The sequence below is a fragment of the Anaerococcus jeddahensis genome, assembly GCF_001182725.1.
Classification (GTDB): Bacteria; Bacillota; Clostridia; order Tissierellales; family Peptoniphilaceae; genus Anaerococcus; species Anaerococcus jeddahensis.
On record NZ_CWHU01000005.1, the window covers coordinates 1,083,944 to 1,105,195 of the forward strand.

The following is a 21,252-nucleotide window of genomic DNA, read 5'->3' on the forward strand; positions in this document are numbered from 1 at the left end:
TCTTCCTCCTAATTTAATCCCTTTGTAGTTTTTCTTATAAATGGAAATGCAATTTTAATTAATGTTGGCAAAAATAAGATTATAGCAAGCATACTTATTATTGCACCCCTTGCCAAAAGCATACAAATTGTTGATACTATTTCCATTCTTGAGTACAAACCAACTCCAACAGTTGCTGCCATAAATGATAAGGCTGAAGTAACTATTGATTTTGATGTTTCTTTTACTGTCAATTTTAAAGCTTGATCTACATCATTTACTTCTTTGTATTCTGCAATAAACCTATCCATCATTAAAATTGAATAATCTATGGTTGATCCCAATTGAACAACTCCAATAATTATTGATGTAACAAATGGAATAGTTTGGCCAAGATAAAATGGAATTCCCATATTTATTTGGATTGCAAGCTCAATTACAGCAATTAAAACCACAGGAATGGCAAATGACTTAAATACAATAGCAATAATTATAAAAACTATAATAATCGAAGCTATATTTACCATTTTAAAATCTCTATCAGATAAAACTGTTAAATCTTTTGTTAAAACTGCTTCACCTGTTAGATATCCTTTTTTATCGTGATTTTTTACAATTTTATTTATTTTATCTACTTGCTTGTTTACCTTATCAGATGCTGTTTGATATTTTGAATTAATCATTATCATTTGGTAGCCATTTTTAGTAAAATTATCTTTTAAATTATCAGGTAAAATTGAATCTGGTATGGTTAAACCTGTTAAAGAATTTGCACTTAAAACACTATTAACTCCATCAACATCCTTTAATTCATCTACAAGCGAATTTATATTTTTCTTGCTTAAATTTTCATCTACTACAACAAAGTGAGTTGATGCCATATTAAAATCTTTTTTCATTTTATTTAATGCAACTATAGAATCCAAATCTTGTGGCAAGGACCTGTCCAAATTGTAATATAAGTCAGTATTTCTTGCTCCATAGATTGCAGGAATAAATAAAATCAAAAAAGCGATAAATAATCCGTTTTTATGGTTTAAAACAAAATGTGAAGTTTTTTCAAAGGATGGCAAAAATATCCTGTGATTAAATCTTGCAACTAATTTTTCTGCAACCAAAATCATTGGTGGCAAAACAACTATCGTAGACATAAGTCCAAGTAAAACTCCCTTACTCATGACAAGACCAATATCTTTTCCAAGTCCTAAACGCATTATGATTAATACAATAAATCCTGCAAAAGTTGTAAGTGAAGATGCAAAAATTGATGATACAGTTTTTTGGATTGCTACATCCATTGCATCATTTTTATTTTTATTAATTCTCTTTTCTTCAACATATCTGTGATACAAAAATATTGAATAGTCTGTTGTAACTGCAAGTTGCAAAACTGCAGCTATTGCCTTTGTAATATAAGAAATTTCTCCCAAAAATAAATTTGTACCAAAATTATATAAAATTGCGTAGCCAATGTTTAAAATAAACAAAAATGGAATAATAGTTGATTCATTTGTAAGAGATAAAACAACCAAGGCCAAAACAACCGCCAAAGCCACATAAATTGGTGTTTCGTGATCTATTAAGTCTTTAGTATCTTTAACAAGTGAACTAATTCCACTTAAAAATTTCTCTTTGGATTCGATTTTTTTTATATTTTCTATAGCCTTCATTGTCCTAAAAGATGAAGAACTTTCGCTAAATTTTACCATTAACAAGGTGCAATCTTTTGAATAAAAAACATCCCTTATTTCATCTGGCAAAAATTCATTTGGAACACTACTTCCAAGAATTGAAGTTTTTGAAATAACATCTTCTACCCCATCAACTTTTAAAATTTCATTTTTAAGTTTATCAGCATCATAATCATCACCTTTTAAAAGAAGCATGCCTGTTGCAGCATTTTTAAAATCTTTATCAAGAATTTCTTGACCTTGGGTTGATTCTAAGTCAGCTGGCAAGTATGACAAAATATCATAATTTACACCAGTATTTTTATAAGCAAACCAAGAAGGTATTAATAATAAAGTCATTATTAGTAATACAAGTCTAGGATGATGTGAAATAAACTTGCTTATTTTTTTCATTTATTCTCTCCTATTCTATTAAAAATTTTTCTAATAATAGCAAATAAAACTGGTTTCATTTCATCAATCGTTAGAATTGAATCTTCCAAAACAGCACTTTTACAAGTAGACATCATAATCTCAAGAGTAAGTGATAAAATATATAATTTTTCAGACTCAGTATGGCTTGTTAAAAATAAATTTTCGTATTTATTTAAAATAAATTTCAAAGTTGAATCTGCCTCGCTTAAGCCATAATCATTTTCAATTTTCGTATAAAGAGTCCAAGTAATATTTTTACTCAAAAGATCAAGCTCAAAAGGATGAGAGATCAAATAATCAATAATGAAATCTACAAAAGAAATATATCTTTCAATAGGATCTTCTTGAGTACAAGTTTTTTCAGCACTTAAAATAATATCTGTTGCCAGATTTAAAACCATTTTTTCTTTCAAATCATTTTTATCTGAATAATACAAATAGAAAGTTCCAAGACCCAAATTTGCTTCTGTCATAATATCTCTGACTGAAGTTTTTTCAGATCCTTTTTTTTCAAAAATTTTTAAAGCTGCTTGCATGATTTTTTCTTTTTTATTTATTTGATCACTCATATATCTACTCCTTAACTCTTATAATGAACATCGTTCATTTATTGCTACAAATATATAATACAACTTTCTGAACAATGTTCAACTATTTTTTTAAAAAATTTTTAAAAAAAATCTCTACGAAGAGAGATTTCTGACTGTTTACAAAGTATACAAATCCTCATGCTAAGAATATCATACGGAAAAAATTGATTTGATTTCAAATTTTAAAATTTGTCAAAAAACGCACTGTTTGAGCGTTAGCGAGTTTGCGTTTTTAGAATTTTGGAATTTAGAAATCAACAATTTTTGAAGTCCGATATTCGTGCTTGAGGGTTTGTCTACGCTCTGAAATATCTGCTAAGAGAGATTTTAATTTATTTTTGAATTTTTTATTGCATATTTTATAATATCAAAACCAGAAGATATTTCATCTAAACTTAGATTTGCATAGCCCATAATAAAATAGTTTTCTTTTTCAAATTTGTTATAAGTAAACTTATTAATATTTACCAATCTTACACAATTTTCATTTAAAATCTTTGTAAATTTTTTTATATCCACCGAATCCTCAACTTTTATTAATAAATTGAGGGAATTTGATTTTGAAAGAAAAGAAATTTCTTCTATTTCTTCTAATTTTTTTAAAATATGCTCAAATTTTTTATAATAAATATTTTTCATCCTATTAATGTGTTTTTCAAATTCTCCGCTTTCAATAAAAGATGCTAGAGCTTTTTGCAAGAAATTTGAAACTGTATTTGAAAGGTCTTTAAAATTATTTTCATATTTTTTAAGCAAATCATCCGGCAAAACCATATAAGAAATTTTCATTGATGGAGCTATTAATTTTGAAAAAGATCCAAAATAAATAACATCAGAATTTTTATCCATTGCTTTTAAGCTTTCTGTTGGATATCCCTTAAATTTAAATTCGCTGTCATAATCATCTTCAATAATGTACCTATCCTTTGAAAGTGAAGCCCAATTTAAAATTTCTATTCTCCTTTGAATCGACATAACTGTACCCGTCGGAAATTGATTGAAAGGGGTCACAAATAAACACAAGGCATTTAAGTCTGATAACTTATCAATTTTTACTCCCTGATCATCAAGGTCAAGTGGGATTGGATTTTTTAAATCATAGGTGTAAAATTTATTTCCAAAGGCGTAGCCTGGGTTTTCAAAGGCAAAAAGTGTTTGGTCTGTGAGAAGTGTTTTTATCATAGAAAATAAATGCTCAGTTGATGATGAAATAATTATATTTCTAGCGTTTGTTTCAATATTTCTTGAATTTTTTAAATATCTTTTTATAGCCTCTCTTAAAGGCGGATAACCCTTATAAGATCCCTTGTCTAAAATCTTCAAATCTTTTTTATCAATAGCGTCTTTCATATATTTTTGCATGATTTTATAGGGGAAATTTTCATAATCAACACCACTGATTGAAAAATCATATTTGATTTTCTCATCTTCAATCTTCTTTATATTTAATTCTTTTTTATCCAAAATAATTAAATCATCAATTTTTTTACAATAAAATCCACTCTTATCTTTTACATAAATATAGCCTTCTTCCTCAAGTTTATAGTAAACTTTTTTTATTGTATTAATTGAAACATTGATATCTTTTGATAAATTTCTAATGGATGGAAGCTTTTCATCTTCTTTTATTTCTCCTTTTATTATTTTATTTTTAATTATTTGGTAAATTTTTTCGTAAAGATATTTTTTATTTCTTGGCAAATTCAAATACATCTGTACCCCTCATTTTTTTATTTTTTGTTACTTTTATTAGTTACAGTTTATCATATAATAGAATCAAGATAAATATTAAGGAGATAAAAAATGACTGAAAAAGATATAAATGCTAAATTTGAAAAAAAGGTTATTATGGACGTTATGAATGTTGAGCAAGCAAAAATTGCAGAAGCTTCTGGTGCAAGTGCTGTTATGGCTCTTGAAAGAGTTCCTGCAGATATTAGAGCTGCTGGTGGCGTTTCTAGAATGAGCGATCCAAAAATGATTGAAGAGATAATGAATGCTGTTAAAATTCCTGTAATGGCTAAAGTTAGAATTGGACATTTTGTTGAAGCACAAATTCTTGAAGCCTTGGGAATTGATTATATTGATGAATCTGAAGTTTTAACTGTAGCTGATGATTACAACCACATTGATAAAAAGAAATTTAAGACTCCATTTGTTTGTGGAGCAAGAAATATTTCTGAAGCTTTAAGAAGAATTTCTGAAGGAGCTTCAATGATTAGAACAAAGGGTGAAGCAGGAACAGGAAATGTTGTTCAAGCTGTAAGACATATGAGAGAAATAAACAGAGAAATTCAAAGAATTTCTGTTTTAACTGATGATGAAATTTTTACATATGCAAAAGATTTAGCAGTTGATGTAAATCTTTTAAAATATGTAAGGGATAATAAAAAACTTCCTGTTGCAAATCTTTCTGCTGGTGGAGTTGCAACTCCTGCCGATGCAGCTTTAATGATGCAACTTGGCGCTTATGGTGTTTTTGTTGGAAGTGGAATCTTTAAATCTGGAAATCCAGAAAAAAGAGCAAAGGCTATAGTAAAATCCGTAGAAAATTTTGATAAGCCTGAAATTATTTTAGAAGTTTCAAAAGATCTTGGCGAAGCGATGGTTGGAATAAATGAAGACGAAATAAAAGAAATTTTTGAAAATAGATAAGAAAAAATCAAACAATATGCCCCATATTAAAAAAATTCTGCATTAATTTGCAGAATTTTTTTATATTTTTTACATTTTTTCAAGTAAATCTTCTAACCATTTTTCATCTTCTGGGTCTGATGAATATCTTTTTTTAAGATCAATTGATTTTATTGCTTTCATATCTTCATCATCAAGTGAAAAATCAAATATTTCTATATTTTCTTTTATTCTTTTTGGATTTGTTGATTTTGGAATTGGCATTGATCCTCTTTCTATATGCCAACGCAAAACTATTTGAGCTGGGGTCTTATTATATTTATTTGAAAGTTTTTTTATCACAAATTCTTCCAATAATTCACTTCTTCCTCTAGCAATTGGTGACCAGGCTTGGTGGATTATATTATTTTCTTTTAAAAATCTTACTGTTTCGTCATTTTGAAAATGTGGACTTGATTCTAATTGATCAATTGCAGGTTTTTCTCCAATTTCTAAAAGTTTTTGTAATTGAGATAGCTCAAAATTTGAAACTCCTATTGTTTTTACAATTCCTTGTCTTTTGTAATCTTCAAAAACTTTCCATGATTTATCAAAATCTTTTCCAAACCAATGAAGTAAAACCACATCCAAATAATCTGTTTGTAATTTTTCTAAAGACTGGTCCAATGATTTTTTTGTTTTATCAGATCCAAAATCACTTGGCCAAACTTTTGTAGCTATTTGATATTCACTTCTTTTTATATTTGAATTTTTAAGCTCAGCTCCTATTATATCTTCATTATTATAAATTTTTGCTGTATCTAAATATTCGTAAGAATTTTCAAAAAATGCTTCAATTGCATTTGCCATGTCATCTCTGTCGGTAATTTTATAAGTTCCAAAACCTAATGCTGGTATTTTATTTCCATCATTTAATTTATAATATTTCATGTCATCCTCCTATTTTAAATCTTACCCTTAAATATATGATATAATCAATTTATGAAAACTGTATTAATAACGGGCGCATCAAGAGGAATTGGTGCTGCTATTGCAAAAAAATTAAATAATTCCTACAACTTGGTTTTAACTTATAAGGAAAATAAAAATAAGGCTTTAAATTTATTAAATGAATTAAGACTTACTAATCCAAATGTCATTGCAGTAAAATGTGATGTGAAAAGTGAAAAAGATGTTAATAATTTATTTGAAATTTCTGAGAAAAATTTTTCTCATGTAGATATTTTAATAAATAATGCTGGAATTTCTTATTTTGGACTTTTACAAGATATGGATTTTTCTTCTTGGAATGAGATTATAAATACAAATTTATCTTCAATTTTTCTTACTTCAAAAAGAGCAATTCCAAATATGGTCAGTCAAAAATCTGGAGTTATTATAAATATTTCATCTATTTGGGGAAATTTGGGAGCAAGTTTTGAGGTTGCTTATTCTGCAAGTAAGGGCGGAGTTAATTCTTTTACAAAAGCTCTTTCAAAAGAACTTTTGCCTTCAAATATAAGGGTAAATGCAATTTCTCCAGGAATTGTCGATACTGATATGACAAAATTAGACTTGTCTGAAGATGATAAAAAATCTTTGAAAGAAGATTTAATAGAAAAAAGATTTGCAAAATCCGAAGAAATTGCAAATCTTGTTGAATTTTTAATATCTGAAAAAGGCTCTTATATTACAGGATCTAATTTTGATATTAATGGTGGTTTTTATTAACTTGTTCAAATTCTTTGAAATTGTACCAATAAATATAGGATGAAATAACTTTTTTATCAAGGGCTTCTTCTATGGAGTCCTTGTAAATTTCAACTTGCTTGTCATAAAATCCTTCTCTTTTTATTGAATCTGTTTTAAAATCCATAAGAATAATTTCATCTTTAAATTCAAACATAATATCAATCTGTCCATTTACATAATAATCATCAATTTTTCTAAGGAAAGATTCTTCCTTTCGAATTTTTGGTGATTTTTTCATTAAATTTTGGATGATTTCCGAATTAAAAAATCCCAAAATATTTTCAAAATTTATATATGAAAGATATTCCTTTTTTATTTTTCCCAAATCAATTAATTTATTTATTTCTTTTTCTAGTGAATTTAAATCATAAGATTTTACTTCTAATTCTTGGAAAATTTTGTGGATTAAAGATCCCTTATCTGTTGGTGATAATTTTATTTCTTCAAAATTTGGTCTTCTAAAATCATAGGAATTTTCTTTTTGATCAAAGGAAGATTTCTCGTAGCCTTCATTTGATAAATCGTAATTTTTAGCTATTTCTGTTACAGATTTTTTCAAAGATTTATTAATATTTTCCTTATTTTTGTAGGAAAATTCAAAAATTTCTTCTATATTTTTATAAATTTTCTTATTGTAGGTATCTGAATTTATTATTTTATTTATATCAGTTAAATCCTCTTCTAGATTTTCTTCAAATTCTTCTACATATTCAATATTTAAAAATCCTTTATTAAATACGTCGGTTTTAAAATCAACGTCAACAAAATCACTAATGATTTTATCATTGCATAAAATTTTTAAAATCCAATCCATATATGATGATAAATCCAAAAGAGAATTTGCATTCAAAATATTTTCAAGACCCTTTTCATTTAAGTCTTTTTTCCCAATAATAGAAATTTTTCTTTCGGCTCGGGTTAGGGCGACATACAAAACTCTCATCTCTTCTTTTTTATCATTTAAGTTTGATTTTTCCAAAATCAAATCTCTTTTAATCGAAGAAATTTTTATCTTATTTTCCCAATCGGCAATGTTAATCCCAATTCCCAAGTCCTTATCCAAAACCATATCTTTTGAATTGTCACGAGTATTAAATCTTTTTGAAAAATCTGGCAAAATTACTGCTTTAAATTCAAGTCCCTTAGATTTATGAATGGTCATAATCCTAACTAAATTTTCTTCATCTGATAAATTTCTTGAAGCTTTCAAATTATCTTTTTTTTGATTTTTCAAATTATCAATATAGGTCAAAAATCCAAAGAGAGAATTTTCATTATTTTTATCATAATCATCCATCAATTCGATAAAAGCCTCGATGTTTTTTATTCTTTCATCTGCCCTGTCCCTTGCCTTTAAAAAGTCATAAAGTCCAGAATTTTCAAAAATAAAATTGGCAAAATCATACATATTTGAAAAATTTAAAATATAAGAAAAATCTGTAAAAATCGTATTAAAATCTGAAATTTTTTGGGATAGGTCATCTTCATTTTCTTCTCCATAAGCCTTAAATTTTTGGTAAAAATAAGATTTATTTGATGAAAGACTTATTTCTGCCAAATCATCTTCAGAAAAATTAAATATTTCACTTCTTAAAACTGAAAGCAGGCTTATATCATCGTTTGGATTTGCTATATACTTTAAAATATTTATAAAAAATTCTACCTCTACAGTTTCAAATGAAACTTTTGAAATGTCAGATGAAAATGGAATGCCTGCTTTTTTTAGTTCATTTTCGTATAAATAGGCTTTTGAAGATGCCCTTAGTAGGATTGCTATATCCTTGTATTCAAGCCCAGTCTTTATTAGATTATTAATCTCTTTTACCAGGTAAGCTTCTTCATTTAAATTTTTTGAAAGAGCTTTGATTGAAACTTTTGGGTAATTTTCATCAAATTCGAAATGATAGTTTAGCCTATGTCCATCGTCTTTATAGGCTATGTCTGAATTTTCTCTGGTCATGAGTCTTTCAAAAATATAATTATTGAAATCAATCAAGTCCTTGTCAGTTCTAAAATTTTTGGACAAATTTATCCTTAATGAATTCTCATCTTCTTCATAAGAATTTAATTTTTCCAAAAATAATTCTGGTCTTGCATTTCTAAAACCATAAATTGATTGTTTTACATCTCCTACAAAAAATAAATTGTTCTCATTTTTTAATTTTTCTACAATACAATTTTGAATATCATTTGAATCTTGGTATTCATCAAAGAAAATATACTTAAATTGTTTTTTCAATTTTTGATTTAATTCTTCATTTTCCAATAAATTTATAAATTCATGCTCCATATCAGAAAAATCCAAATAATTTTCTTCCCTTTTTTTCTGTGTATAAATTTCTTCAAAAGAAAAAACCAAATATTTTAATTCTTTTAAAATTTTCTCTTCCAATGGATCAAAAAATCCCCTAGTTAATGAATCTGTATTTCTTATCAAGTCTTTTATCAAATTAAATTCATCTTTGTAGGTATTTTTTTTTGACTTTACATATAAATTTTCGTTTGGGTCGTCTTGCTTTTTTGACATTGTGACCATTCTTGAAAGACTTTTTCCAAAAATTTCTATTATATCATCCCAAGGCTTTTCTTCTATTGAAGATTCTATATTTTCAAAAAAATTCAAGTCACTTTCAATCATCTCCACATACTTATCACGCATAGATCTTTCTTTAATAAAAATTTCTAGATTTCTTGCGCTTTTTATAATATTTTCAACTCTCTCTTTTATATAAGTCTTAAATTTTTCAAAATCAAAATTTGAACTTGTTTTATCTTCGAGCCATTTGTGAGGGTCTATTTGACTTTTTGAAAAATCATATAGGTCTAGGATTATTGTTTTTGCATCATCATCTGACCTATTTGATCCAAAATTGTGCAATAAATTTATAAATTCTCCGTCGTTTTTTTCGTATTCATTTTCAAAAAGCTCATCAATTGAATCTTTTCTCAACAAAGCTTGTTTGGAATCAGCTGCTATTTTAAAAGATGGTGAAAGATTATCGGACAAGTAAAAATTTTCCCTCAACATATCTGCACAAAAAGAGTGGAGAGTTTTTATAAAAGCATCATTTATAGATTTAATTTGATTTTTTATAAAAATTTTGTCAGACTTTTCTTCTTTAAGTAAATCATTTAATTTTTCCCTTATCCTATCTTTCATTTCAACTGAAGCCTTGTTGGTGAAAGTTACAATAATCATATTTTTTATAGGAATTTTTTCTTCAATCATCAAAGAAATCACCCTATCAACCAAAACCCTAGTTTTTCCGCTACCTGCAGCAGCAGAAACAATTATATTTTTACCCCTAGTTTCTATGGCTTTTTTTTGATCATCAGTTGGCTTAAATTTACTCATCTGATAGCTCCTTTTTTATATCATTAATAGAAATTTTATTATCCACATCCTTAAACTTATCTTGGTCTTTTGAATAATCAAATTTACAAATTGACTTGTAAGGGCAGTAGGTACATTCATAAGTATTTTGGTTTATTCTAAGAGGATTTAATTTTATATTTCCATTTTTAATTTCAAAAATATATTTTGAAATTAATTTTTTAATAAATTTTTCCAAAATTTCTTCTTCATCAAGTGAAAAAATATTAGCATTTCCCCTAGAAATTTTAAATATATCAGATTTTTTTCCATCAAAATCCTTATCCAAAAGCTTTAAAACTTCCTCATTTATTTTTACAATCAGGCCATTCATTTTTGTCTTATCATCATAGATTTTTTTTATTGCATCCTTATCATAAGCCTTATCAAGTTTTTTAACCTCATCTTTTAAAGGCAAATAAAAACTTGCAATAGGCAATAAATTTTCAGATTTTTTTTCTTTTATTGATAGCATGTAAACAAATAATTGAAGCTCAAAACCATTTAATACATTGGCAATTCTAATTTCTTTTGCTCCCGTTTTATAGTCAATTATTCTTACATAATTTTTAAACCTATCAATCCTATCAATTCTTCCTTCAAGATAATTTTTCTCATCAACATAAACTTGGGGATATTTCTCACCCCTTCCATACTTTTCCTCAACCCCATCAATTTGAAAGTCGCCGCTTTTTATTTGGTCGATTATTTTTTTTGAAGATTTTTGGGTTGACTCATAAATATTTGAAAGGATAAATTTATTTTTCTTATCCCCTGCTCTGTCCCTATCAAGAGAATTTTCGATAGCTTTTTCAAAACTTTCATTTACAATTTTTTCTAAATCTTTTTCATCTAATTTTTCAAGATCTATTCCTTGCAATTTTTTTGAAATATCTTCCATATTATAGTGGACAATATTTCCAATTTCTAAATAATCAACATCCAAATTTTTATTTTCTTTAGCCCTAAGTCCATAATTTACAAAATATTTGTATGGACATTTGGCATAAGTTTCAATTTCTGAAACTGAAAATTTATTTTTTGCATAAAGTTTTTTTGAAATATCTTCTCTTAAAGGAAATTTTTCATTAGAATAGGTAAGTCCTTTTAAAAATAAATTATAGGAAGAATTTTTGGAATAATTAAAATTATCATCGTAATCTTTTTTGTATTTTAAGTAAGTTTTTACAAATTCTTTTTCATTTTCACTTGTATTTTCCTTATTTTTTATATTCCATAAAATTTGGCTTGCCTTTAAATCTAAAAGATCAGTCGAATATTTTATATTAGAAAATTTATTTTGAGTGATTTTCTTATAAGTTATATTTGGGAAAATATTTATAATATCAGAAATACTTGTCGCCATATTCATAGGATCATTTGCCTTATTTATAAGAGAATAGGAGAAAAATATTTTTTCTGATGAAGTAAACATTCTAAGTAAATTTAAAAGAATTTTATCGTCCTTTTTTTCCTTATAAATTTTAAGGTCGTAGCCCTCATTTTCTAAAGCAGTTTTTTCATTTTCTGAAATTAAAATATCGCTATTATTATTTCCCGGAAAATAAATATCAGTCATTCCCACAAAAATTTTAATCTTCCTATCATTTATCCTATCTCTTGAAAAATCACCAATCAAAACTTGGTCAATTGCTGGAGGAATAATCCCAATTGATGAAGCTTCACATGATTTTTCTAATAATTTATAAATTAGATCAAGTCTTGTATAAGAATTTCCCAAAATTCCTGCGATTTGTTCCAAATTCGTCAAAAATTTATCCCAAACTTGGCTGTTTTCTTCAAATATATCAAGCCTGTTTTCCTTAATATTTTCTTGGAAATGATTAAATCCAGATTTAATTATTTCTGTATCAAGAATTTTAAAAATTTCTTTTACAAAATCAAGAGCCTTTAATTTTTCATTTCTAATTTCGTACAAGTCTTTGAGCAAGGAGATTATAATTTTTCTAATTGAATTTACTTTTTCAAGTTCTTCTATTTTCTCATTTTTTAGTTTCTCACCATTTTGATAAAATTTTTCATCCAAGGAAAAATATTTATCATCAAAAATCATTGATCCCTTAATTTTTCTTGTATTTATATAATTTTGAAAGGCCAAAACTCTTTCAAAAGAATTTTCTCCAAAATCAAGAACATTTGACCTTACAAAAGATTCAAGATCAGTTTTTCTAAAATTAAAAACAAGAATCCTAATCAATGAAAGCCAAGTTTTTACTATGTGATTATCAGATAATTTTTTTGACTTATCAATAAAAATAGGAATTTCAGCCCTTGTAAAAATTCTTTTTATAAGATTTTCATACTCATCGGAATTTGCCATTACAAGAGAAATTTCTGAGAAAGAATGGCCACTTCTTATAAGTTTTTCAATTATTAACGCCGCATTTTCTATTTCATTTTGGGATGAAATAGATTCAATTATATTTATATTTAAAGTTTTTTCCTCATAAATTTTCGGATTATATTTTTCAAAATTTTCATAAAGGTGTTTAATATCAGAAAGATTATTATTTTTTTCAAGATTTATTATTTTAATTTGGTCAATTTCTTTTAAACTTTCAATAAATCTCATACTTTGGTTAAAAATATCCATATCTTTAGCCATACTATTTTCATAATACTTATGGTCCATGGAAATTGAAATTGTTATTTTTGCCTCAATTTTAATTAACTCTCTAATAAAATCTAGTCTTAAATCTGACAAGAGATCGAATTTATCAAAATAAAAATTTACTCCCTTAAAAAAGTCACAATATTTTAAATTATCTTTTATAATTTCAAGCTCATCTTCTTTGTCGATATAAGAATTTTCAAGCTTTTTTAAATATGCTTCATAGATTAATTTGATTTCCTTAAATTTTAACCTAGTCATATAATCTATATTTTCATTTATATTTATTGATTCAAAAAAATCATCATCAAAATAATATTCTTTTATATTTGTAAAAAAATCAGAAAGATTATTTACAAAATCTATATCAAAAGATTTGTTTGAAAAAAGTTTTAAATTTTCATTTATTTCATCAAGCACACTTGTTAATAAGATTGCTTTTGAAACTTGATTTAAATTTTCTTTCTTTTTTAGGCTTAACCTTTGAGAAATATAGGAAATTAGAGATGAAAAAGATAAAACTTTAGCATCCATGACTGATTTATATTTAATTGAATCTATAAAATCCATATCACTTTCTAGGGTGTATTGTTCAGGAACAATTAAAAAAGATTTTTCTTTATTATCCAATTTTTTTTCTATATCTTTATAAATATATGATGAATTTTCCTCGGGAAATTTGCTCATTATAATTTTTATCATACAACCACCTTCAAACTTGATCCCTGTGTTTTTGAATATGAAACTTCAATTTTTGCATCAATTGCATCTTTTAATTCTTTTACGTGAGAAATTAAGCCGATAAATTTATTATCGTAGGATAATTTTTCAATTGTTCTTATAGCTTTTTCCAAATAATCATCAGACAAAGTCCCAAAACCTTCATCAATAAAAAGCGTATTAATTTTTATTCCACCATTTTCCCCACTAATTTCATCAGAAAGTCCAAGAGCCAAAGCAAGTGATGCAATAAAACTCTCCCCACCAGAAAGAGAAGCCTCACTTCTGATTTTTCCCGTATTTGCATCCAAAATTTCTATATCAAGCCCATAATTTTTTCTCTTATCGCTTGTTTGGGTTTTTCTAATCATTGTAAATTGACCATCGGTCATCTCTTTAAGCCTAATATTTGCAAACTTTAATATTTTTTTAAAATAATAGGATAAAACAAAGGTTTCAAAATTTAATTTTTCCCTACCAGAAACCTTGGACATTGAACCGTCTGCAATTTTTGAAAGTTTATAAAGAATCTCATCTTCATTTTTTAATTTACTAAGCTCTTTTTGAATTGAAATTATTTGGTCTTTACTTTCTTCTAATCTGGTCTTTTTAAGTTTTAAAGAAAATATAAAATCTTTAATTTTTTCTAAATCAATTTTTATTTTTTCTATTTTTTCTTTTATATTTTCTGGCTGGTATTCTTCTTTATCCTTGTATTTTTCAAGGCTTGATAATCTTATTGATAGGTTATTTAAATTTTTAAAATAATCTTCTATCTTGTCTTTTTTATCTGATAATTTATTTGAATTTTCCAAATATTTTAAAAACTGATCAAAATCCTTAAAATTTTCACTTATTTTTTCATCTAATAGCTTTTCATTTTTTGAAATTTTATCCTTATTATCTTTAATATAGGACTTATAACTTTCAATCAAGGAATTTAAAGAGGATTTTTCTTTTTCTAGATTTTTTATATTATCATCAAGATTTTTTATTCTTTTTTCTTCTATTTCTACAAAATTCCTATCTTCTTTCAAAGAATTTTCTATAGATTTTTTATTAAAATTATTAAGCTCTTCTTTTTTTATCTTATATTTATTTTCTAAATTTTCTATATCATCCAAATTTTCAAGTTTTTCTAACTTATTTTTTAAATTTTCTATGGATTTTTCAAAAGCAAAAGATTTTTTTTCAAAATCTTTTTTACTTCTTTTTTCATTTTCAAATTCATAGTAAAGACTTTCATATGAAATTTTAAGATTTTCTAATTTATTTTTATATTCATCAAGATTTTTCTTAATATCTTCTGATTTTTCCAAATTTTTATCTATAGATTTTTCCAAATCAGCGATTTTTTCTATAAGAACATCTTTTTTTATTTTTATATTTAAATATTTTTCATTTTCCTTTTCTAAATCTATAGAAAATGTATCTAAATACTCTATTTGTCCTTCAAAAATCCTTCCACAAATAGGACAAATTCCATTTTTATTTAAATCTTTCCTAAAATCATTTATCAAAATAGCTTTTTTATTTGACTCAGCCTTATCCAATAAATTTTTTGATATTTCAAAATCTTTCTTTAACTCTTCTAATTCTTTTTTTATCTTAGACAAATCCTTAATTTTTTTATCATTTAAAAGAGATTTTTCATAAATATTTTCATATTCAAAAACTTTTTGGCTTATCTTGTGCTTATCTTCATTTATTTTTTCAAGTTTTGCTGAATAATTTAATAAATCATTAGATTTTTCTCTTATTTTTTTATCTATAATATCTTTTTTATTTTTACAATCATCTATTTGATTTTTATAAGTTTTACCATCATAAAAATCTTTTTTATTTTTATCTAAGTCTTTTTTTAATTTTTCAAGATTAATAAATTTATCCAAGACTGATTGATTTTTTATTATATTTTCTTTTTTTTCACTAATAATTTTTTGGCTTTCTTCCCTATTACCGAGATTTTTTAAATTTTCTTTTAAATCTTTTTCTACTATAGATAATTTGTCTTTTTGATCGGATAATTTATTTTCGAATTCTTTTTGATTATTTTTTAAATCAAGAAGACTTTGGTAGTATGGCTTAAATTGAATTGACTTCTCTGCAAAAAATAACTCATTTTTCAAATTTTTAAAGTAAGTTTCATCTTCTAAAAGCTCAAGTCTTTTTTCATTTAAATATTTATAATTTTTTATTTCTTCATTTTCTTTTTGGTAAAAATTAAGTCTAGAATTCTCTTCTTCCAAGTTTTTTTCTAATAATAATTTCTCCTTGTTTTCTTTATAAAGATTTTTTTCAAGCTCGTCATCTATTTTTTCTATTATTTTAAAAATTTCATCAAAATTTTTAAGCTCTATTAATTGAGAGTCTATATTTTCACTTAAAAGATTATTTTTAGTGATTTCACTTTCAAGACTTTTTGAAATATTTTCCAAATTTTTCTTTGAGTCCTTGCTTGCTTCCTTTAATTTTTCCTCAATATCCTTGTAGATAAAAGATGAAAAAATCTTTGATAATAACTCTGCCTTTTTATCAGATGAAGATTTTAAAAATTTTGAAAATTCACCTTGAGCAAGGATCATGACCCTATTTAATTGGCTATAATCAAGACCAATTACTTCAACTATTTTTTTATTTGTTTTTTGTGGACCATCAGATATTAAAATTTCTTTTTCATTTTCAATTTTATAAAATTCTACGCCATGAGAAATATTTACATTAGCTCTTGTTTTTTTTGCTATTTGATTTGGAATTCTTTTTATCCTATAATATTCACCGTCAATTTCAAAAGAAAAATCAACATAGGTTAAAGGGTCATCTCCACCTAAAAAATCACTTCTAATATCATTTGAATTAAATCCCTCTCTTTGAATTTCTCCAAAAAGTGCAAAACTTATAGCGTCAAAAATTGTAGTTTTCCCACTTCCAGTATCTCCAGAAATTATAAAAATTTTTGAATCATAAAGTTTAGTAAAATCTATGAAAGTTTTATTTTTGTAGGTCATAAAGCCATACATCTTAAGTTTTACAGGTTTCATTGAATCACCTTTTTAAATACTTCTTTTTCATTTTTTTCCATATTTTCATCCATCTTAAACTTATAAAATTCTTCAAAAATCTCCATTACAGATAAATTTTCAAGGTCAAAATCCAAATCTTCATCATTTTCTATATCTATTGAATTTTCATAGCTAATTGAAACTGCATGAGGAAATTTCATTTTTAATTTTGCCATGGGAGAATCTATTGGATTTTCATCTTTTAAAATAAATTCAAGGTAAGAATTTGAATTTTCCATCTTTATTATATTTTCAAAATAATCACATATTCTTTCAAAATCATTTAATGGTTTTATTTCAATTTCTTTAATCCCAATTTCATCTTTTAAATCTACTATAGTAACGGATTTTTTTTGATTTATCTCAGAAAATGAATACTTGGTAAAAGTCCCACAATACCTAATTTTTTCATCAAGCACAAAGTGTTTTCTGTGAAGATGACCCAGGGCAACATAATCAAATTTTTTAAATACATGAGCATCCATAGCATCATTTCCACCAATTGTAAGAGGCTTCTCTCCTTCAATTTTTTCATCTTCAAATGCCTTTTCATTTGCATAACAATGAGTAATCAAGACATTTCTTTCTTTGTAATCAATATTTTTAAGTAAAACTTTATAAAGGTCAGTGAAATTTTCTATACTTGGATCAATCTCATTTTTCGCCCTTGCAAGAGAAATATATGGAATTGGATAAAAATTAACTTTTCCATATTCATCTTCAAAAGTTAATTTTTCATTAAATGAATTACCAAAAATATAATAAGAATTTTTTTCAAAAAAACTTTTAGAAATTTCAAGCCTTTTCCCTGAATCATGGTTTCCAGAAATTGCAATAATTTTTTTCTTCAAATTAAAAATAATTTCATCAACAAAATCAGAATATACCTTCATAGCCTCATTATTTGGAATTGATGTATCAAAAATATCTCCTGCAATCAAAACAATATCAATTTTTTCATTTTTAATAATTTCTAAAATTTGATCAAGACAAAATTTCTGATCTTCAAGTAAGGAATATGAGCCGATTGATTTTCCTATGTGAAGATCTGATAAGTGAAGTAATTTCATTTGTTTTACCTCACATAAATAAATTCATCGTCAGTTGAATTAAATGGATCATAAATATAATCGCAAAGACTTATCATTTTAATTTCATTAATATCTGTAATTTTATTATTTATTAAATATTTTAGCATTCTTCCACGCATTTGCTTGGTGTAAGATACAATTGAGCGAATTTTCCCATTTCTATTTTCTTTAAAGGTCAAAGTCAATAATTTTTGGTCTTTTTTTAAATATTTTTTCAAAAGTTTTGCATATTCAGCGCTTGCCAAATTTATAATAAAATTTTCATTGTAAAAAGCCTTTTTGTAGATTTTATCAGCCCAAAATCCATACATATCGACTCCTTTTGAATCCATATAAAGTCTATAATCAGAAATTCCTGTAAAAGGCTTACACAAACCATATAAAGCAGAAATAATATAGACATGGTCATTCAAATAAGATAAATCATTGAAATCTTCTTTTTTAAATTGCTTAAAAACAAGTCCATCATAGGAAAAAATTGCTGGATTTTTTAAATTTTTAAAATCAAATTCCTTGTAATCATAAAAAGCTTTTATTGCAAGATCATCATTACAAAAAAACATATTTGCCAAATCATTTATGGAATAATTTTTAAGTTTCTCAACCAATTCTCTAGTTTCATCTTCAAACAAAAGTCCTTCTGTTTTTTCATTTTCAAAATGTTTAAACCTTTTTGCAGGTGAAATTATTATTTTCATATCAAACCTTTCTGTTTTTCGTTCTTAATTAATTATAACATAGAAAATTTCCACAAAAAAAAGACAGGCGAACCTATCTTTTTAAAATTTTTTGAATTATTAGAGAAATTATCATACCAAAAACTGCAATTACCACTATGGCTCCACCCGGTTTTATACCGAGATAAAAACTTGCACTGATTCCTGCCATCATATAAATTATTGCAAGTATAATTGATTTTATAAAAGTTTCCTTATAAGATTTTGAAATCAAAAGTCCGCTTGCAACTGGCAAAACCATAAGAGATGATATCATCAAAGCTCCTACAGTTTTTGTAGAAATCGCAACAGTTATAGCAGTTAAAAATGTAAAAATGCTAGAAATTAATTTTGAATTAATTCCAGAAAGATCTGCCAGCAAAGGACTTATTGAATTATACAAAAGTGGATAATACAAGTAAAGGCTAAAAAATAAAACAAGAATAAAAATCACACTTACAATAAGTAAATCTTCTTTTGTAACACTTGTTATAGAACCAAATAAAAATGATTCAAAACTTGTACCACCTGGTGTAAAATCTGACAAAATTCCTGCAAGCCCAATTCCAAGACTCATTATAATTGCAGTTGCCATATCACCAAAACTTTTAAATTTTTTCCTAATTATTTCTATTGCAAAACTTGCAATAATACAAATTATTATTGACGTGAAAACTGGATTTATTCCAATAATAAGACCCAGAGCAACTCCCGATAGGGCTGTGTGGGATAAGGCATCTCCAATCATAGAAGTCCTTCTGTTTACCATAACAATCCCAATCATCGGAATTATTATTGCAAGCATGAGGCCAACTAAAAGAGCCCTTTGCATAAATTCATAACTAAGCATCAACTATCCTTCCATTTTTTAACCTTATTTCTCTTTTGGAAAATTCCCTAACAACATCCATTTCATGACTTATCATCAAAATTGAAATTTTGTGTTTATCATTTAAGTGAGCTAGAAGTTTAAGAAAGTCTCTTTTCGATTTTTCATCAACACCAACGGTTGGTTCATCCAAAAGTAAAATTTTTGGATCATTTACCATAGCCCTTGCAATCATTACTTTTTGAGCCTGACCTCCTGAAAGTTGGTTAAAAGGAACATTTAAAAGATTTTCTATATTTAAAATCTCAAAAATATCGTGAACTTTTTTATAACACTTTTTGTTTGGCCTATTAAAAATATTAAATTTTTTATATAAATTTAAAACTACAAATTCTTTCCCAGTAACAGGAAAAGCTAATTTATTTGCATCATTTACTTGAGGGACATAGCCAATTTTTGTATAATCATCAAAATCCTCAATATTTTGATCAAATAATTTTATTTGCCCAGATTTTTTCTTCAAATCTTTTAAAATTAATTTAATAAGGGTAGACTTACCAGAGCCGTTTTCGCCCTGGATAGTCAAAAAATCTCCCTTGTTTAAATCAAAACTTACTTTATTTAATATTTCATCCTTGCCATAAGAAAAGACTAAATCTTTAACTTCTATATCTTTCATCTATTTTAAACTGCTTTCCATTAATTCTAAGTTTTCCTTTATCATTTCTTGATAAGTTTTTTCATTTTTCAAATCGTCATCACTTGCATATTCTATAGTATTTATAGCTTTTGCGTCAAGTGATAATTCATTTGCCAAAGTCTTTACATTCTTATCAGATCCACCTTTTTCATAAAAAATTGCGGAAATTTTTTCTTTTTTTACATAATCAATGGCATCTTTCATTGTTTTTGCATCAGCTTCGTTTGTTGAAGTTATTGATGTAAGTGGGATTTGTTCTAAACCATAGTCACGAGCAAGGTAAGAAAATGCTTCGTGATCTACTAAGAATTTTTTATTTTCTTTATTTTTTAATTTTTCTCCGTAATTTTTATCAATTTCTTCAAGCTCTTTTTTTATTTTTTCAAAATTTCCCATATAATAATCTTTATTTTCAGGATCGATTTCAGAAAGCTTATCAGCAATATTTTTTGCTTGTATTATTCCATTTTTTGGAGATAACCAAACATGTGGATCATATAATCCATGGTGATGATGATGTTCTTCTTCTCCATCTTCATGATCGTGATCTTCTTCTTTTTCACTATCTTCGTGTTCATCTTCTTGGCTATCTTCATGTTCGTGGTCGTGGTCTTCTTCATCTTCAGTTTTTATTAAATCAATTCCTTTTGATGTATCAACCATTTCAATTTTTGATGCTTCTTCGACCTTGTCCTTCCAAGACTCAAGATCTGCTCCACTTAAAAACAAAACTTTTGCTTTTGATAATTCTGCCATATCTTTTGCAGATGGTTCAAAATCATGAACTTCTGTATTTAAATTTGTAAAAGATTTTACATTAAATTTATCTCCTGCAATTTGTTTTGTCAAATTATAAATTGGGTAAAAAGAAGCATAAATTGTTTCTTTATTACTATCTTCATTACTGTTTACACTTTGACTTGTTTCATTTGAATTATTTGAATTTACATTAGCTTTATCGTTATTTTTTGCACATCCTGTTACAAAAAGTCCTAAAGCTAAAAAAATTGCTAAAATTTTCTTTTTCATTTTACCTCCTTATTTGCAAATCATTTGCAAGAAATATTATATAACTGTTTTATTTTTTGTC

The 21,252-nt window shown here is 26.0% G+C and carries 14 protein-coding genes; 2 read left to right on the forward strand and 12 right to left on the reverse strand.

Annotation, left to right across the window (positions count from 1 at the left end):
• Nucleotides 1–8: 8 nt before the first annotated feature.
• The 3 genes from BN2087_RS08305 to pdxR all read right to left on the reverse strand — a co-directional run bounded on the left by BN2087_RS08305 (nt 9) and on the right by pdxR (nt 4,387).
• On the reverse strand, nt 9–2,063 hold the full coding sequence (locus BN2087_RS08305) for an efflux RND transporter permease subunit (RefSeq protein ID WP_049691306.1): 2,055 nt from the start codon (nt 2,061–2,063) through the stop codon (nt 9–11).
• Nucleotides 2,060–2,653, reverse strand: coding sequence for a TetR/AcrR family transcriptional regulator (locus BN2087_RS08310; protein WP_049691307.1), 594 nt, complete (start codon nt 2,651–2,653; stop codon nt 2,060–2,062). Before BN2087_RS08310 ends, BN2087_RS08305 begins: the two co-directional genes overlap by 4 nt.
• Nucleotides 2,654–3,001: 348 nt before the next feature.
• Nucleotides 3,002–4,387, reverse strand: a complete 1,386-nt coding sequence (pdxR, locus tag BN2087_RS08315; protein ID WP_049691308.1) for a MocR-like pyridoxine biosynthesis transcription factor PdxR — start codon at nt 4,385–4,387, stop codon at nt 3,002–3,004.
• 90 nt (nt 4,388–4,477) lie between these two features.
• On the opposite strand from pdxR, the gene pdxS reads away from it, so the two are divergent.
• Complete coding sequence (pdxS, locus tag BN2087_RS08320) at nt 4,478–5,329, forward strand: pyridoxal 5'-phosphate synthase lyase subunit PdxS (RefSeq protein WP_049691309.1); 852 nt, start codon at nt 4,478–4,480, stop codon at nt 5,327–5,329.
• Nucleotides 5,330–5,398: 69 nt separating this feature from the next.
• Here pdxS and BN2087_RS08325 read toward each other — a convergent pair whose 3' ends face one another.
• Nucleotides 5,399–6,238, reverse strand: a complete 840-nt coding sequence (locus BN2087_RS08325) for an aldo/keto reductase (RefSeq protein WP_049691310.1) — start codon at nt 6,236–6,238, stop codon at nt 5,399–5,401.
• Nucleotides 6,239–6,289: 51 nt separating this feature from the next.
• Between BN2087_RS08325 and ymfI the strand changes: the two genes are divergently transcribed.
• On the forward strand, nt 6,290–7,018 hold the full coding sequence (gene ymfI / locus BN2087_RS08330) for an elongation factor P 5-aminopentanone reductase (protein WP_049691311.1): 729 nt from the start codon (nt 6,290–6,292) through the stop codon (nt 7,016–7,018).
• On the opposite strand, the gene addA is transcribed toward ymfI, so the two are convergent.
• The 8 genes from addA to BN2087_RS08370 form a co-directional block, all read right to left on the reverse strand.
• Nucleotides 6,999–10,394, reverse strand: a complete 3,396-nt coding sequence (gene addA, locus BN2087_RS08335) for a helicase-exonuclease AddAB subunit AddA (RefSeq protein WP_049691312.1) — start codon at nt 10,392–10,394, stop codon at nt 6,999–7,001. The two genes, ymfI and addA, sit on opposite strands and share 20 nt — an antisense overlap.
• A complete protein-coding gene (locus tag BN2087_RS08340) occupies nt 10,387–13,746 on the reverse strand; it encodes a PD-(D/E)XK nuclease family protein (protein ID WP_049691313.1) in 3,360 nt (1,119 codons plus the stop codon). The genes addA and BN2087_RS08340 overlap by 8 nt, the downstream gene beginning before the upstream one ends.
• Nucleotides 13,743–16,805: an AAA family ATPase gene (locus BN2087_RS08345; RefSeq protein WP_049691314.1), complete on the reverse strand. Its 3,063-nt coding sequence runs from the start codon at nt 16,803–16,805 to the stop codon at nt 13,743–13,745. The genes BN2087_RS08340 and BN2087_RS08345 overlap by 4 nt, the downstream gene beginning before the upstream one ends.
• Nucleotides 16,802–17,896 carry an exonuclease SbcCD subunit D gene (locus tag BN2087_RS08350; protein WP_049691315.1) on the reverse strand — a complete coding sequence of 365 codons (1,095 nt, stop codon included), beginning with the start codon at nt 17,894–17,896 and terminating at the stop codon, nt 16,802–16,804. The genes BN2087_RS08345 and BN2087_RS08350 overlap by 4 nt, the downstream gene beginning before the upstream one ends.
• Before the next feature lie 5 nt (nt 17,897–17,901).
• Nucleotides 17,902–18,615 (reverse strand): YaaA family protein, encoded by a 714-nt coding sequence (locus tag BN2087_RS08355; RefSeq protein WP_049691316.1) that lies wholly within the window; start codon nt 18,613–18,615, stop codon nt 17,902–17,904.
• A 73-nt stretch (nt 18,616–18,688) separates the two neighbouring features.
• On the reverse strand, nt 18,689–19,483 hold the full coding sequence (locus BN2087_RS08360; protein WP_049691317.1) for a metal ABC transporter permease: 795 nt from the start codon (nt 19,481–19,483) through the stop codon (nt 18,689–18,691).
• Nucleotides 19,476–20,141, reverse strand: a complete 666-nt coding sequence (locus BN2087_RS08365; protein ID WP_049691318.1) for a metal ABC transporter ATP-binding protein — start codon at nt 20,139–20,141, stop codon at nt 19,476–19,478. Before BN2087_RS08365 ends, BN2087_RS08360 begins: the two co-directional genes overlap by 8 nt.
• Nucleotides 20,142–21,191: a metal ABC transporter substrate-binding protein gene (locus BN2087_RS08370; protein WP_049691319.1), complete on the reverse strand. Its 1,050-nt coding sequence runs from the start codon at nt 21,189–21,191 to the stop codon at nt 20,142–20,144.
• Between the last annotated feature and the right edge of the window lie 61 nt (nt 21,192–21,252).